The following is a 15754-nucleotide window of genomic DNA, read 5'->3' as shown; positions in this document are numbered from 1 at the left end:
GGATCCACGGCCGCGACGGAAACCGACATCAATCGTCTTTGGCGGCAGGCGCCAGCCCCACAAGCCGCTCCAAACTCTCCACCAACTGCCCGATCCGATATGGCTTCGGCAAAAAATGCACGTCTGTCGGAATCGGCGGCAGCTGTCCCTTGGCGAAGCCGGAGGCCAGCAGCACGCGTATGCCGGGACGGATCTGGGCGGCGCGTCCGGCCAGTTCGACGCCGGACATGCCGTTGGGCATGCTGACGTCGCTGAAGACCACATCGATGCGCAACGGGCCGCTCAGCAGTTCGATCGCGCCCGGGCCGTCGGAGGCGACCAGCACTTCGTAGCCGTGGTCCTGCAGCGCTTCGACGACCACATCGCGCAGCAGCACCTCGTCGTCCACGAACAATACCGAGCCGCGGTCGCTCATCGCTCGCCCTCGCCCTCGCCCTCGCCCTCGCCGTCCGCAGGAAGGCAGATCGAAACGCGGGTGCCCGTCCCCAGCTGGCTGACGATGTCGGCGAACCCTCCGGACTGCGCAGCGAATCCGTGCACCTGGCTCAGGCCCAGTCCGCTGCCCTTGCCCACTTCCTTGGTCGTATAGAACGGCTCGATAGCGCGCTCCTGCACCGCCGCGCTCATGCCCGTGCCGTTGTCGGCAACGGTCACGCAGACGTAGCGGCGCTCGACGGCATCGGCCTTGTCGGGCGGCGACGCATACCGCAAGCAAGTGCCGATGCGGATCGTGCCGCCGTCGGGCATCGCATCGCGGCTGTTGACGACGAGGTTCAGCACGGCCGCTTCGAATTGCGCGGCATCGACGAAGACCGCCGGCAAGCCTTCGCCGAGCTCGAAGCGCACGTCGATCGCGGTGTCGCAGGCGCGCCGGTAAAGCGATTCGGATCGCGCCAAAAGACCGTTGACGTCGTGCCATTCCGGCGCCAGGTTCTGGCCGCGCGCGAAGGCCAGCAGCTGCCGGGTCAGCAGCGCGCCGCGATCGGCGGCGCGCACGGCGCCGTCCACCAGCCGGCCGACGCGCTCGGCATCGTCCGGATGCGCCTTGATCAGCTCCAGGCTGTTGATGATGACAGTGAGCAGATTGTTGAAGTCGTGCGCCAGCCCGAAGGTCAGCTTGCCCACGGCTTCGATCTTCTGCGATTGCGCCAGCGCCCGCTGGGCCAGTTCGAGCCGCTTCTGGGCCTCGTAGCGTTCGGTGATGTCGCGGGTGATCTTGGCGTAGCCGATCAGGCGGCCGTCCTGCCAGATGGGATCGATGACGACGCTGGCGCGGAAGCGCGATCCGTCCTTGCGCAGGCGCCAGCCTTCCTTTTCGTATTTGCCGTGCTCACGCGCCATGCGCAGGCCGTATTCCGGCTCGCCCGCCAGGCGGTCTTCTTCGGTGTAGAAGCGCGAGAAGTGCTGGCCGACGATCTCTTCGCGCGTGTAGCCTTTGATGCGCTCGCCGCCGGGATTCCAATTGCTGATGACGCCGTCCGGATCCAGCATGTAGATCGCGTAGTCGGTGACGCTTTGCACCAACAGCCGGAATTGCTGCTCGTCGTCGATGAGTGGAATGGATCCTATCGCCGTAGTTTTCACGACATGCGCAGCAGACATGACCGGATGCCCCTTGGTCGGCGAAGGCTGAACGGCGACGCGTGAAGGTTGCGTTTACAGCCGGCCACTGAACGCTTCAGATACCTGCAAAGATGCTCTCAGGCCGACTTGCCGATGCGCAATGCGCTCACCCGCTCCGGCGCCGCGAAGCTGTCGCTGCGCGCCACCGCCCAGAAATGCCGGAACACGGCATGGTCCGGAATGCCCGAGATCAGTTCGCCGGGCCGCAGGAAGTTGTACAGCGTACCCAACGACTGTATCTCCACTGCGGACACGCGCCGCAGGATGTGCTCCGGACCGAGCTGCGAGGGATGCTCCAAGCCGGCGGCGCACAGCAAATCGCGCAAGGCCTTGAGCGTGTTCTGGTGGTAGTTGAAAACGCGCGTGGCCTTGTCCGGCACGTCCAGCCGTTTCCAGCGCTTGGGGTCCTGCGTAGCGACGCCGGTCGGGCAACGGTCGGTGTGGCAACTCTGCGACTGGATGCAGCCCAATGCGAACATGAAACCGCGGGCCGCGTTGCACCAGTCCGCGCCCAGCGCCAGGATACGCGCGATCTCGAACGCGCCTGTGATCTTGCCGGCCGCGCCGATCCTGATCTTGTCGCGCAGTTCCAGCCCGACCAGCGTGTTGTGCACCAGTACCAGCGCCTCGCGCATCGGCACGCCGACGTGCTCGATGAATTCCGCGGGCGCCGCACCGGTGCCGCCCTCGGCGCCGTCGACGACGATGAAATCCGGCAGCAGGCCGGTTTCGGCCATCGCCTTGGCGATGCCGAACCACTCCCAGGGATGGCCGATGGCCAGCTTGAAGCCGGTCGGCTTGCCGCCCGACAGTTCGCGCAGGCGCGCGACGAATTCTAGCAGTCCGAGCGGCGTCGAGAAGGCGCTGTGTTGCGCCGGCGATACGCACTCCACGCCTTCCGGAACGCCGCGCGTCGCGGCGATCTCCGCACTGACCTTGGCCGCGGGAAGCACGCCGCCGTGGCCGGGCTTGGCGCCTTGCGACAGCTTGATCTCGATCATCTTCACTTGCGGATCGCACGCATTTTTGGCGAAGCGCGCTTCGTCGAAGCGCCCCGCTTCGTCGCGGCAGCCGAAATAGCCGGAACCGATCTCCCAGACCAGATCGCCGCCGTTTTCGCGGTGATAAGGCGAAACCGAACCCTCGCCCGTGTCGTGGTAGAAACCGCCGCGCTTGGCACCGCCGTTCAAGGCGCGGATCGCATTGGCCGACAAAGAGCCGAAGCTCATCGCCGAAATATTGAACACGCTGGCGTCGTAGGGCTGCGCGCAGCGCTCGCCGATGCGGACGCGGAAATCGTGCGAGGCGATCCTGGTCGGCACCATCGAATGGTTGATCCATTCGTAGTCGACGCTGTAGACGTCGCGCTCGGTGCCGAACGGCACCACGTCCAGCGCCTGCTTGGCGCGCTGGTACACCAGCGCCCGCTGCTCGCGCGAGAACGGCGATTCCTGCAAGTCGCTTTCGATGAAGTACTGGCGGATTTCCGGGCCGATCGACTCCAGCCCGTAGCGGAAATGCGCCAGGATCGGATAGTTGCGCCGCAACGTGCTGCGCTTCTGCAGCAGGTCCCAGGTGCCCAGAGCGGACAGCAGGCCGAAGACGGCCACTCCCCACAGCCAGTCGCGATAGGCGATCGCCAGCGCCAGCGAAAGGGCGAACAGCAGCAGGCTGGCGATATAGGCGGCGTAGCGCATGGCGGCTACAGCCTATCGTCCACCGCGTCGCGCGGCCAGACCGATTTCACGTCGTAAACGGCCGCACCCGGTTTTCCCAGTGCGCGGATCTCGGCTGCCGTCATTTGTGCGAACTGCCGGTGCGCCACGGCGAGCACCACCGCGTCGTAGCGGCCGCGCTCGGGTTCTTCGACCGGGCGCACGCCCGCCTCGCGTTCGGCCTCGTCGGCATCGGCCCACGGATCCCAGACGTCGATCGACACGCCGGCTTCGCGCAGCGCCCGGATCACGTTGGCCACCCGGCTGTTGCGCAGGTCCGGTGTGTTTTCCTTGAAAGTGACGCCGAGGATCAACGCTCTCGCCTGCCGCGGATCGACCTTGCGCTCGGCGAGCAGGCCCAGGATGCGATCGGCCACGTGCCGCTCGACCTTGTTGTTGACTGCGCGCGCGGTTTCGATCAGGTCGGGGTGATAACCGGCCGCCTCGGATTTGTGCATCAAATAATAGGGATCCACACCGATGCAGTGCCCGCCGACCAGGCCAGGGCGGAACGGCAGGAAATTCCATTTGGTGCCGGCCGCTTCGAGCACGTCCAGCGTATCGATGCCGAGGCGGTCGAATATCAGCGACAGTTCGTTGACCAGCGCGATGTTGACGTCGCGCTGCACGTTCTCGATCACCTTGGCCGCTTCGGCGACGCGGATCGACGGCGCGCGATGGGTGCCGGCGGCGATGATGCCGGCGTACAGCGCGTCGACGAAACCCGCGATCTCCGGCGTCGATCCGGACGTAACCTTGACGATCGACGGCAACGGCCGCTTGCGGTCGCCTGGATTGATCCGCTCCGGGCTGTAGCCGCAGAAGAAATCGGCATTGAACGCCAGGCCCGATCCTTGCTCCAGCAGCGGCACGCAGACTTCTTCGGTGGTGCCGGGATAGACGGTGGATTCGTAGATCACCACGTCGCCGCGTTTGAGCACGCCGGCCAGCATCCGGCTGGCACCCTGCAGCGGGCCCAGGTCGGGGCGCTGCTGCGCGTCGATCGGCGTGGGCACGGTGACGATGTAGACGTCGCAGGCGCGCAGGTGTTCCACGCTGTCCGAGTAGCGCACCCGCGAAGCCGCATGCAGGTCGACGCTGTCGGCTTCCAGCGTGCGGTCGTGGCCGGCGCGCAGCTCGGCGACCCGTTGCGCGTCGATGTCGAAGCCGACCACGTCGCGCTGCCTGCCGAATTCGATCGCCAGCGGCAGGCCGACATAGCCGAGTCCGACGATGGCGATACGGGCTTCGGCGGGGTCGCGCATACGGCTCCAATATAGGGCATGGCTCGGGACAGAACTGCCGCACGGCCCGGCTGTGGTGGGATTTTATGTCGGCGACGGGCCGAATGCGCGCCTGCGCTCAACGGCCGGCCCGATACCATCGCAGCACGTCTTCGGGCAGCACCGGCGCCAGATCGATGTCGAAGGCCGCATAGGCGTCCAGCGTGTCGCGCATGGCCTGGCGCAGCGATGCCTCATGCGCCGGCATATCCGCATCCGCAAGCGACAGCGCCGCATAGGCCGTCTCGGCCCAGGAATAAAGTTCTGTGCTCTGCCGCAACAAGCGCTCGCGCAGCCAGGGCCTCAGCGAGGGGTGATGCACGTATCCCTCGTCCGCCAGCGCATGCGCACGCCCGCGGAGAATGCCATAGGCGCCTCGATACCATTCCGTGGCGCCGCCCGCCGGCTCGCGGATCGTCAGCGGCGCCGGCGCATTGTGGATGGCGAGCACGCGATGCATCGCCGTTTCCAATGCACGCGCCTCGCGAACGGTATCGGTCTGGATGAGGAACGCGGCATCCAGGTCGAAGAATTCGTAGAACCTGCGATGGAGCTGGTGCAGGCGCAACAAGGGGTCGCGCGCGAACCCGACCTTGAGGATGTCGTCGTACACGCACGGCGCGACGTAGAGAAAACAGGCGCCCCGACTCAAGGTCCTGGGGTTGGCGTCGTCCTGATCGTCGAACGTCATCGCTTCTTGGCGCGTCGCGAAGCGGCCGCCCCCAGCATTACCCAAGCCGGCGCGTGGTCGCTGGCTTTCGCAAGCCCGCGCACCCAGCGGTCGACGCCGGCGCCGCGCAGCCTCGGCGCCAGTTGCGCGTTGAGCAGGATGTGGTCGATGCGCAACCCAGCATCGCGCTGCCAATGCTGGCGGAAATAATCCCAGAACGTGTAGATGCGCCGGTCGGGATGGAGTTCGCGCAGCGAATCGACCCAGCCCTGCTCGAGCAGCGTCCGGTAGCGCTCCCGGCTTTCCGGCTGCAACAACGCGTCCTTCAGCCACGAACGCGGGTTGTAGATGTCGAAGTCGGTCGGCACGACATTGAAATCGCCGGCCAGGGCCACCGGGTGGCCGCTGTCGAACAATGACCGCGCATGCCGGATCAGGCGGTCGAACCACTTCAGCTTGTAGTCGAACTTCGGGCCGGGCTGCGGATTGCCGTTGGGCAGATAGAGGCAACCGACGATGATGCCGTGCGCGGCGGCCTCCAGGTAACGGCTCTGGTCGTCCGCCTTGTCGCCCGGCAACACGCGCCGGCTTTCCACCGGCTCGGCGCCCTTGGCGAGGATGGCGACGCCGTTCCACGAACGCTGGCCTTTCCACAATGCGCCGTACCCGGCTTTGCGCAGATCGTCGGCCGGGAAACTCTGGTCGATCGCCTTGAGCTCCTGCAGGCAGGCGATGTCCGGCGCTTCCTTCTCCAACCAGGCCAACAGATGCGGCAAGCGCGACCTGATGCCGTTCACGTTGTAGGTGGCCAGCTTGATGGTTTTGCGCGCCATGCCGTTCGGAGCCTGCCCTGCAGCGGTCGGAGATCGCGTCGAACGGGCCTTGACGCGGCCCACAACACCGGACTTTTATGCTGGCGGCGACGTAAACACGGTGTGCAGGCCATGACCAAACTCGACAAAGCGCTGCGCCGGGAAGTTGATATCGGCGATATGCCTTACACGCTCACGATCGACCCGGACGGACTCAAGCTGGTCGAAAAAGGCCGGCGCAAGGGCATCGAACTGAAATGGCTCGACTTGGTCAACGGCGATGCCGCGCTGGCGGCGGCGCTGCAGGCGTCCGTCGGCGCCGGCAGATAGGCGCGTTCAACCGCGCTTCTGGTTGTCTTCCGCCTGTTTGTTGCGCTCTTCTTGGGTGCGCTGGTCGCGCTTCTCGTCGCGCTCCTGGTCGGCGGGGCGTTTGTTGCCGTTCGGGTTCGGCTTGGTGTCGTTCATGTCGTTTCCCATGCCTTGGCAGGCTGGAAATCTAGCCTGCCGCACGTGAATCCGGCGTCGCGAGAGATCGTGCGCAACGCTATCGCCTGTCGCCGCGCCCTATTTCCGAGTGCGCTCGGGCTTCGACCGGTAAGCCACCACCGGCGCGACGGCCGCAGCCGACGCTTTCGGCGGCAATCGCGGCTGCGCACCGTTCTGCTCGAAGATCGCATCCTTGGTCTGCAGCCAATGCAGGAGCAGATCCCGCAAGGCCTGCGGCTTCTGGGTCGCCGCGGGCTTGCCCGCCTGATTGAGGCTGTTCTCACCGTGGCATCCGGCGCAGGTGCGGATCTCGCCCGCTTGCATCGTGACCCAGACGCGCTCGCGCACGATCGGCACGCCTGCGCCGTCGGTCGTCTGCCAGGTCAGCGCGCGGTTCGCCGGTACGAAAGCTGCCGTCGATCCGTCGTTCGCGATGCGCACGCTGCCTGCGGGCCCGCCGGGGTCGGCCGGATTGTTCGGCACCTTCATCGGCTGCGCGATCGGGCGCAGGCCGCCGTCGGAGCCGGAGTAGTTGTCGTAGCCGCGCACCTGGTTCGCCTGCAGGATCTGGTAGTGCGCGATGTTGTAGAGGGCGCCGGTGCCGGCATCGCCGGTGGCCGTGGTCTTGACGCCGCCAGGTACCTGCAGGTTGAAGGGCTGCGCACGGTCGTTGCGGTCGCGGCTGGTCTGGTTGCGGGTGACGATCAGCGCGAGCTTTTTCGCCTTCAGCCACGCGCGCAGCTCGGCTTCGTTCACTTGCAGCTCGGTCAGCACGGATTTCTCGATCGGATCGATGGCGAGCGTGGTCGCTTGCGGCGGCGTACGCGCCACGACCTCGACCGGCTCGATTTCCCACAACAATCCGCTGTAGCTGTCTTCCGCATCCGGCGTGAACCACGACAAGGTCTTGTGGATGCCTGCGCCGGTGAGCATGGCGCCGGCGACGAACTTGCCGCTGCTATCGGTGCCCAGGTGCTGCAGGCGCAGCTGTACGCCGCTCTGCGAGGCCGAATGGACGCTGGCCACCATCGGCCCGTTCGACATCGGCAGCGGATTGCGGAAACGGCCGGAGCCCGCCGACGCGACGGTGATCGTCATCTGCTCCGCATCGAGCGTGGGCGCGCCGGTCATGCGGATGATCGGGTCCGTGGTCAGCCGGCCGAATTCGTCGGTGTAGATGCCGTAATAGATGCCCGGCTGCAGCGGATCCTCGCGCAGATGGAAGATGCCGTTGTCCTGGCGGATCAGCGTGCGATTGGCGAAGAAGCTGTTGTTGGAACCGGCCTGGAGCTTGGGATCGTTGAGGAAGGATTCGGGCAGGATGCCGGGCGCATCGTAGAAGAGCTCGTGCCGGCCGATGTGGTTGAGCGTCAGTTCGTCGGTGCCGTCCTGGTTCATCTGCCACGGCGCGAACAGGTTGTAGGTGTGGGAAGACACCTGCCCGTAAGGGCCGGATACGTTGGCGTCGCGGCGCTCCGGGAATGTTTCTCCGAGCTCCGGCAACCGGTGCGATCCGGCGGCTTCGCTGGCCAGGTCGTACGCGCCCAGCGGGTTGCCTTGCCCTTCCGCCTGCTGGTCGCGCTGCAGGTGATCCCAGCGCGTGAAGATCAGGCGGCCGAAGCTGTCCACCGTCGGCGAAAACGCGCCGCTCACGGTGTGGTTGAGGATGGATACCGTGCCTGTGGCCGCATCCAGACGGAAGATGCCGGTGATCGTGGGCGTGCTTTCGTATTCGTCGAGCTGCGGATACAGATGCGCCTGGCCGTCGCGCGGGCGATCGGACGTGAAGAGGATATCGCCGTCGCTGGCATAGAACGGCGACACGTTGTTGTAAGGGTAGCCCGGCTGCTTCGCGACTTTGGTGATGACCGCGGCCTGGCCTTTCGCCAAACCGGTGATTTCGTACAGCTGCCAGTGGCTCTTGGGCCGCTCGAACTGCTTGGGCGCCGCGCCGATCAGCATGCTGAAAATCGCCTTCTGCCCGTTCCAATGCACCGCGGGTTCGCGCACGGCGATGGCCTTGGTGCGTTGCGGGCCGATCTCGCCGAAGCCGGCTTCCTGGGTGAGGTTGCGAACCGCGCCGTCGGGATAGCGGATCATCAGGTCGCCGCCGCGCGGCACCGAATCCAGGTCCGCCAAGTGGTTGGCGAACGTGTTCATGCGCCCGGGAAACTTGTCGGCGGGCATCGGCACCTGGGTGACGAACAGGATCGGGTTGGCGATGGCTGCGGTCGCAGCCGTCGTACCGACGGCTGCAGGCCGCACCGCCTTCGCCACCGGGCTGGCGGCCTCGGGACGTGATCCGGAAGGCCCGCCCGAAGCACCAAGCTTGGCATCGCAAGCGCCAAGCAATGCGGCCAGCGCCAGCAACAAGACCGCCGACGCACTGCCGCCCGATAAACGATGAGAAATCTTCATCCAGCCCCCCCGCTGAGAATTCCGCCGCCGACGTCCGGCGCACGCGCAACGGCTTGCGATGCGCAAGGGATCGAATTGTCGGAATCGGGGCGAAGCAGCGTAACCCGGCATCGTCCCTGGTTATGCACCTACTTTGGTTAGCGGACACCACCTGACGGGCTACACGCGCTGCCGCGGCGGTCGGCACCGTACCGTTGGATGCGAGGTTCGACACGCACGATGAGCCGAATGCCGGAATACCGTTGGGGGCCGGAGACGGGCCTTCATCGGGGGTCAGAAAAATCTGACACGGAATACAGATTTCTCTGACCCTTCCGCACCCCTTGCAATAGAGTCGGCAAAGTAATATCCCTGCAAGCGACAAGGCAGCGCGCGCCGATCACACAAATGGTGACATGCCGCACAAATTCGATGGGGTATCGATTTGTAGGGACGGATTGGTTCGCGGGCGATCTTCGTATGCCTAGTCCAAACCGGTGGCACGGTCGAGGGATACTGCGAAATTAAGGCTTGCGGGTGAGTGCAAGCACATATTGCTTTCACAGGGGGATGCAATGATGCAGGGATTCGGAGTCCTGAGGACCCCGCAATACGCGGCTGGCCTCGTCTTGGCGACATTGATGCTGCTTTTGCCGCTACCGGCCTATTCGCTACGGACGGTATGCGAAGATCCAGTAAGAGTCGGACAATGCAATCTGGGCCATTGCGAAGTCATAGCCGGCAAATGCCACCAGGTAATGGACTCCGGCGACTACGAATTCCTATCCCATTCGGGCAGGGAATCGAGGATAGGTGAAGGGCGGCCGGGAAGCTCCGGAGGAAATGGCCCTGGCACCGATTCCACCAAAAGCAACGATGTCGTAACGCAGGTCGTCACGCCGCCCTGCGAGACTACGGACATGCCCGTGGTGATCGCATCGGGAAACAAGATCCTGCCCGAAGTGGATTTTTACGTACCGCCCAAGACCACGCCGCTCGCTGTCGCGCGCACTTACGACAAGTCCCTCGACCGCATCGGAATTTTCGGCAGGCGTTGGGCTTCCAGCCTTGAATACACCCTCAGCTTCGACTACAGCGGCACGCAGTGCCATGGCCGCCTGGACGCTTTGGCAGCCTGCTCGGCCAGTGGCCAACCCCTGACCAAGATTTACGCGAATCGAAACAATGGTTTCGCAAGCATCTTTCTTCAGGAACCTGACGGGTCGTGGCGCGACGGCGGCGGTAGGAGCCTCGTGCCCCATGGCTCGGGCTGGCGCCTGACGACCAAAGAAGGCGGTCAAGAAACGTACGATGCCGCAGGCCGTCCGCTGACCATACTCGACGAGCGTGGCATCGGGCTGACCTATGGCTATAACAGCGGCAATCAACTCGCCAACGTCGTCCATACGAGCGGACGCGCCATGCAGCTGAGCTGGAGCGGCGGCAAAGTGGCGACCATCACCGCTCCGAACGGCAAAGCCTACAGTTACGGATATAACGCTACCGGGTACCTGGCCAGCGTCACCTACCCCGACGGCCTGGGAGTGCGCACATACCACTACGAGGATACGGCGCAGCCAGGCGGCCTGACCGGCATTTCGGTCAATGGCGTGCGCTATACGCGTTATTCCTATCAAGCCGACGGCCGCGCAGCCTGGTCGGGTTTCGAGGACGGCATTGCGCGTAGCATGTTTTCCTACGGTAGCGACTACACCGATGTCCAGAATCCGCTTGGCCAAGTAACGCGCTATCAGACGTCAGACTTCAATGGCAGCAAGCGCGTCATCGCCGTGGATCGTCCGAACAGCCCTACCTGCCCCGCAGGTGGCAGGGATACCACTTACGACATCAACGGCAATCCGAAAGACGAAGCGGACGCTTTTGGCGTCAAGACGGACTATACCTACGACGCCGATGGCCGAATCACCCAGAAAATCGTCGGCATCGGCCCCAACGGCGAAACCGACCAGCAGCAGATCACGCAATTCGTATGGGATGCGGTCCGTAAAAGCCGCCTGAACGCCGTCAAGGTCTTCGGCAACTCGACGGGCCAGCCGATCGCCGAAACCAGCTACACCTACTACCCGGACGGCGACACCAAAGCGCGGCTGTTATACACCGTGTCGGTCAAGAACCTCAGCGCCACCGGCATCCCCAACGCCACGAGGACCACGACTTACACCTACACGCTGCACCCGAGCGGCATGGTCGCCACGGTCATGGAGGACGGACCCTTGCCGGGCACCGGCGATGCGATCGTCAGCGTCTACGACACGGCGGGCAACCTGACCGCAGTACAGAACAGCCTGCAACACACTACCTATTACGATAACTACAACGCTTTGGGCCAGCCTGGCCGCGTCATCACACCAAACGGGGCGATCACCGACTACACCTACAACGCCCGTGGCCAAATACTGACGACAACCGAACACGTGAGCGGCGTCGCCAATACCACGACCAATCTTTATGACAATCGGGGACGCCTGATTGCAGTCACCACGCCCGATGGCGTCGTAACCCACTACGATTACGACAACGCCGACCGCTTGTTGAAGACCTATCGCGTAGAACCGGGCTTCCCATCGACTCCCGTAGCCGGCCTGACTGGCGGCGCCTCGAGCGCGCCTGCGTATGTGCTGTCCACGGAATCCATGCCGCAGTCCCAAGCGTACGTTCCTGATCTCAGCTATTCCGACCCCGAGGGCGCGATAGTCGCAGCGAACGAGATGCCGGCATATCTGCTGCCGAACGCGGCGCAACCGGATGGAGAACTCAATCCCAACGGCATCTGCCAGGATTGCGACCCCGAAGACCCACCCGGCGGCGGCGGCGGCGGCGGATACAGCGGGACGATCGGCGCCACGCCCAATCCCTGCACCATTCCATGGGGCGGCTCGGTTTGCACTGCGTCGATCAGCTGGACGTCCAATGCCGTCAACGCGCAGGTGTGGGTCACCGGACCGGATAACCTGAATCCTCAGTTGTTCTCCAACGCGCAAAGCTATACCCAGGCGGCGCCTTGGATCAGCACGGGCATCGCCCGCTTCCATCTGAAGGTGGGCACGCAGACTTTGGCGACGGTGGATGTACGCGGCAACACGACGCCCAATGGCGCGCCGTCGGTGCAGCTGACTACGGCTGCCCAGAGCGTGCAGGGCGGCACCGCGGTTACCTTGTCGGCCAACGCCTCGGATGCCACCGGCGGCGTGCAACGTGTCGAATTTCTCGTCGACGGCCAAAAGGTCGGGGAAGATGCCGCAGCGCCATACGTCTTCTCCTGGTATGCGAGCCCGGTCGGCGCGCATACGGTCTATGCCCGCGCTGTAGATCCCTACGGCGTCAGCTCGACATCCAATGCTGTTGGCATGACGGTGACCGATCCGCCACCGACGCTGGGCTTCGAGCGTGTGACCTACAACGCGGCAAGCCAGATCACCCAGATCGAGACGGGCGTCGAGTACACGCCGATGACTTCTGGCGTTATGGCCGGCCAGACCGCAGGGATCGGGCTCGCGGCCATGGGCGTCGTGGCTCCAGGCGAGGAGTACATGCCGAATCAGTGCCATCCGTATCCGGACTGCGTCGATCCGGACCCCACCGATCCGCCACCGCCTCCGCCGCCGCCGAACACCCCGCCGCCACGCGTCACCGAAATCCTCACCCGGGCTTACATCGACTACGACGCTGGCGGCTTCGTCAGCGCGCAGCGCGGCAATAACGCCCAGAACTTCCGATATTTCTATAACGAGAACGGCGATCTAGCCAAAGTCACCGATTCGCTCGGGCGAAACACGACGTACGGCTACGACCGCTTGCGCCGAGTGAACCTCACCATCGATGCGAAGGGCGGAACGGTCGCGACGACCTACGATCCGCTGGGACGACTGGTGCAGGTGAAAGATCCGCGCGACCGTACGACCAGCTACACCTATGACGGCTTTGGACAGCTTTGGCAACAGATCAGTCCGGACACCGGCATCACCTCTTTCCAGTACAACGCCGAAGGGCAACGCACGTACCTCATTCGGGCCGATGGCAGCGCCTTGGCGTTCGGCTACGACGCACTCGGCAGGCTGCACTGGTACGGCACCAGCGGCACCGAGGGTCGCTTGCTGGAATACGACAATTGCACGAACGGCAAAGGCCGGCTGTGCGCGATGAGCAGCGCCCCCAGCGGTGCGTGGAGCCATTTCGCCTATACGCCGCAAGGCCAACTCGCCGCGCGCCGGGACAGCACCTACGGCTCCGACGACTACACGGCCTTTGCCTACGACGGGATGGGCCGGATAGCCGGCATCAGCTACCCGAGCGGCGTTTACGTCGGCTACGGCTACGCCAACGGCCGCCTTGCCGGCGTATATGCCAATACCGGAAGCGGCAACGTCAACGTGGCCACAGGCTTCAGGTACCAACCATACGGACCGATATTGGGATGGACGTACGGCAACGGTATGAGCCGCAGCTACAACTACGATCTCGACGGCCGCATACGCGGCGTCAGCAGTTCGAGCGCATCCGGCCCGGCGCAGAGCCTCACCTATGGATACAACGCCAACGACGAAATAGTCGCGATGACCGACGGCGTCTACGCGTCCCTCAGCCGCGATTACGGATACGATGAGCTCGGCCGGCTGACCCACGTCACGGCCGCAGGGGCCAATATGGCCACCTGGCAGTACGATGCCAACGGCAACCGCAGCAGCCACGTCGGACCCAATGGCGACAAGCTTTACACCATCGACGCCGCCAGCAATCGCATAGCCGGCTCCAATCTGGCCGACATCAATACCGCGATCGAATACGAATACGACGGCCGCGGCAACCGCAGCCGGGAGCACGCGCACTACCATCACATCACCACCTACGAATACGACGGCTTCAACCGCATGTCCAAGGCGTCGTACTACAACGGGGCGACGACTGCGGACACGCAATATGTCGTGAACGCATTGGATCAGCGCGTGGGCAAAACCGGCCCCGACGGTTCGACGCGGTTCTTATACGCGGGTCAGAACCAATTGCTGGCCGAGAGAGCGCCTAGCGGCTGGAAGAGCTATATCTGGGCCGGCAGCGAGCTGGTCGGCATCGTCACTGCGAACGGCAATCTGAACTTCGTGCATAACGATCACCTCGGCCGCCCCGAGGCCGTCACCAACGGCAGCCGTCAGCCGGTTTGGCGAGCCGCGAACTACGCTTTCGAGCGCACCGTTTCGCTCGACAGCATCGGCGGATTGAATTTGGGGTATCCCGGACAGTACTACGACGCCGAAACCGGAAACTGGCACAACGGATTCCGCGATTATGACGCGCGGCTCGGGCGGTATCTGCAATCCGACCCGATCGGTCTAGGCGGCGGCTTGAACACATACGCCTATGTCGGCAGCAATCCGATCAGCGACACCGATCCGTATGGGCTGGAGGCGCCGAATTACTCCCTAGGGCTGATGCCGGGCCAGGTTGGCGGCACGCCGTGCCAACAGGCGGCCGTCCAACAGATGTTCGGCGACATTGCGATCAATATTTCTCCTGCTTCGCTTATCGAAGCCGCGGCGAATATATTCTTCGATGTTTCGCTCAATCCGACGACCTGGGGCGATGGACAGGAAAGGACGCAGGAAGCGATAGTGGGTTCCGTCGCTTCCGCGATCTTCAAGGCGGAAGAATGGGCCGAAAGGGGAAGGATCAGCCCCAGCCATGCGCGCTATGAAGAACTTTTGAAGCGCGGGAACCTGGGCCCGAGGAATGCGGCGTCCACCGCCAAGAAGCTGGCTAACTCGACGAATGCGATGCGAGGCGCCGCAAGGGCAAAAGCGATCGGCGGGCCCATTCTCGGGGCAGTGGGCGCCGTTGCCGGCGCATGGAACAACATGAGCGATTGCACATGCGCGAAGTGAGCATCTCCAAGCGCTCAAGCATTATCGTCGGAGTGGCGTTGGCTGCCGTTTCCGCATACCTGATCCAGTTCGTGCTGCTGCGCGACCCATGGGTGCTGCCCGGCGCCTACCCTATCGGCCTGGGCGCGCTGATTCTGGCGTACACCGCGACTTTCTATGCGAAAGTCGAATTCGAGGGGTTGGGCATCCTTCCGACCAGGCCCGCTTTTGCCATCGCCTTCTGGCTATCTGTTTTTCTGATTCTATTGCTGTTCGTCTTCCGAGAACGACTCGGCGCCCCGGCTCTCGAAAGAGAAGTAAGCTGGAGCCACTTGGTCGTGGGCTTGCTGCTTTATTTTTTTTCGGCAGCAGCCATTCTCGGAAGTTTCTTCTCTGGATTCGGATTCAGCGTGTTCTTGCAGAACCCTTTGCTCTGGCTCCGCTACTTGGCCATGCGTTCAAGCGGCCAGCTTAAAAAAGAAGATTAGCCTCTGTCTTATACGGATTTCGGCATTGACGCCATTTGGTGCCCGGGGCGGGGGTCGAACCCGCATGGCCTTGCGGCCGAGGGATTTTAAGTCCCTTGCGTATACCAGTTTCGCCACCCGGGCTTGGACGGCTTCGGCAGGACCTGCGCCTGCCGCTTGTGCATGTTAAGCGCGCAACAAAAAACCCGCACGTGGCGGGTTCGTTCGGCATGGATCGCGCGATCGGAATTGGAGGCCTGGGTCGGAATTGAACCGGCGTACGCGGATTTGCAGTCCGCTGCATAACCACTCTGCCACCAGGCCGGTGACGTTTCGTCGAAAAAACAGCTTATGGCTTCCGGCCGACGAATGCACGGACGCCTTCAAGACCCCATTAAAACGAAACCCCGGCGAGCCGGGGTTGC

Annotated in this window: 11 protein-coding genes and 2 tRNA genes; 3 read left to right on the top strand and 10 right to left on the bottom strand. The window is 63.9% G+C overall.

Annotated elements, in window-relative coordinates:
- Nucleotides 1-28: 28 nt before the first annotated feature.
- The 6 genes from M2650_RS02535 to xth form a co-directional block, all read right to left on the bottom strand.
- On the bottom strand, nucleotides 29-415 hold the full coding sequence (locus M2650_RS02535; RefSeq protein WP_249470712.1) for a response regulator: 387 nt from the start codon (nucleotides 413-415) through the stop codon (nucleotides 29-31).
- Nucleotides 412-1602, bottom strand: coding sequence for a two-component system sensor histidine kinase NtrB (locus M2650_RS02530; protein ID WP_249470710.1), 1191 nt, complete (start codon nucleotides 1600-1602; stop codon nucleotides 412-414). The genes M2650_RS02535 and M2650_RS02530 overlap by 4 nt, the downstream gene beginning before the upstream one ends.
- A gap of 98 nt (nucleotides 1603-1700) precedes the next feature.
- On the bottom strand, nucleotides 1701-3320 hold the full coding sequence (locus M2650_RS02525) for an FMN-binding glutamate synthase family protein (protein ID WP_249470708.1): 1620 nt from the start codon (nucleotides 3318-3320) through the stop codon (nucleotides 1701-1703).
- Nucleotides 3321-3325: 5 nt separating this feature from the next.
- Nucleotides 3326-4603, bottom strand: a complete 1278-nt coding sequence (locus M2650_RS02520) for a nucleotide sugar dehydrogenase (protein WP_249470706.1) — start codon at nucleotides 4601-4603, stop codon at nucleotides 3326-3328.
- 97 nt (nucleotides 4604-4700) lie between these two features.
- A complete protein-coding gene (locus M2650_RS02515) occupies nucleotides 4701-5312 on the bottom strand; it encodes a GIY-YIG nuclease family protein (RefSeq protein WP_249470704.1) in 612 nt (203 codons plus the stop codon).
- Nucleotides 5309-6124, bottom strand: a complete 816-nt coding sequence (gene xth, locus M2650_RS02510; RefSeq protein ID WP_249470702.1) for an exodeoxyribonuclease III — start codon at nucleotides 6122-6124, stop codon at nucleotides 5309-5311. Before xth ends, M2650_RS02515 begins: the two co-directional genes overlap by 4 nt.
- A 111-nt stretch (nucleotides 6125-6235) precedes the next feature.
- Here xth and M2650_RS02505 point away from each other — a divergent pair, with 111 nt between their 5' ends.
- Nucleotides 6236-6433: a hypothetical protein gene (locus tag M2650_RS02505; protein ID WP_249470700.1), complete on the top strand. Its 198-nt coding sequence runs from the start codon at nucleotides 6236-6238 to the stop codon at nucleotides 6431-6433.
- 6 nt (nucleotides 6434-6439) lie between these two features.
- Here M2650_RS02505 and M2650_RS16360 read toward each other — a convergent pair whose 3' ends face one another.
- Both M2650_RS16360 and M2650_RS02500 read right to left on the bottom strand, forming a co-directional pair.
- Nucleotides 6440-6568, bottom strand: a complete 129-nt coding sequence (locus tag M2650_RS16360; protein WP_283254606.1) for a hypothetical protein — start codon at nucleotides 6566-6568, stop codon at nucleotides 6440-6442.
- 99 nt (nucleotides 6569-6667) lie between these two features.
- Nucleotides 6668-9007, bottom strand: coding sequence for an HzsA-related protein (locus M2650_RS02500; RefSeq protein ID WP_249470698.1), 2340 nt, complete (start codon nucleotides 9005-9007; stop codon nucleotides 6668-6670).
- 899 nt (nucleotides 9008-9906) lie between these two features.
- Here M2650_RS02500 and M2650_RS02495 point away from each other — a divergent pair.
- Nucleotides 9907-14883, top strand: coding sequence for an RHS repeat-associated core domain-containing protein (locus tag M2650_RS02495; RefSeq protein WP_249470696.1), 4977 nt, complete (start codon nucleotides 9907-9909; stop codon nucleotides 14881-14883).
- Nucleotides 14871-15350 carry a hypothetical protein gene (locus M2650_RS02490; RefSeq protein WP_249470694.1) on the top strand — a complete coding sequence of 160 codons (480 nt, stop codon included), beginning with the start codon at nucleotides 14871-14873 and terminating at the stop codon, nucleotides 15348-15350. The genes M2650_RS02495 and M2650_RS02490 overlap by 13 nt, the downstream gene beginning before the upstream one ends.
- 36 nt (nucleotides 15351-15386) lie before the next feature.
- Here the strand turns inward: M2650_RS02490 and M2650_RS02485 are convergent.
- Nucleotides 15387-15473: transfer RNA gene (locus M2650_RS02485), tRNA-Leu, on the bottom strand.
- Nucleotides 15474-15579: 106 nt separating this feature from the next.
- Nucleotides 15580-15653 (bottom strand) — tRNA-Cys (locus M2650_RS02480).
- Between the last annotated feature and the right edge of the window lie 101 nt (nucleotides 15654-15754).

Source organism: Luteimonas galliterrae, assembly GCF_023374055.1.
Classification (GTDB): Bacteria; Pseudomonadota; Gammaproteobacteria; order Xanthomonadales; family Xanthomonadaceae; genus Luteimonas_C; species Luteimonas_C galliterrae.
Note: the sequence above shows the minus strand (reverse complement) of the source record. Positions and strands in the feature narration are given on the sequence as shown.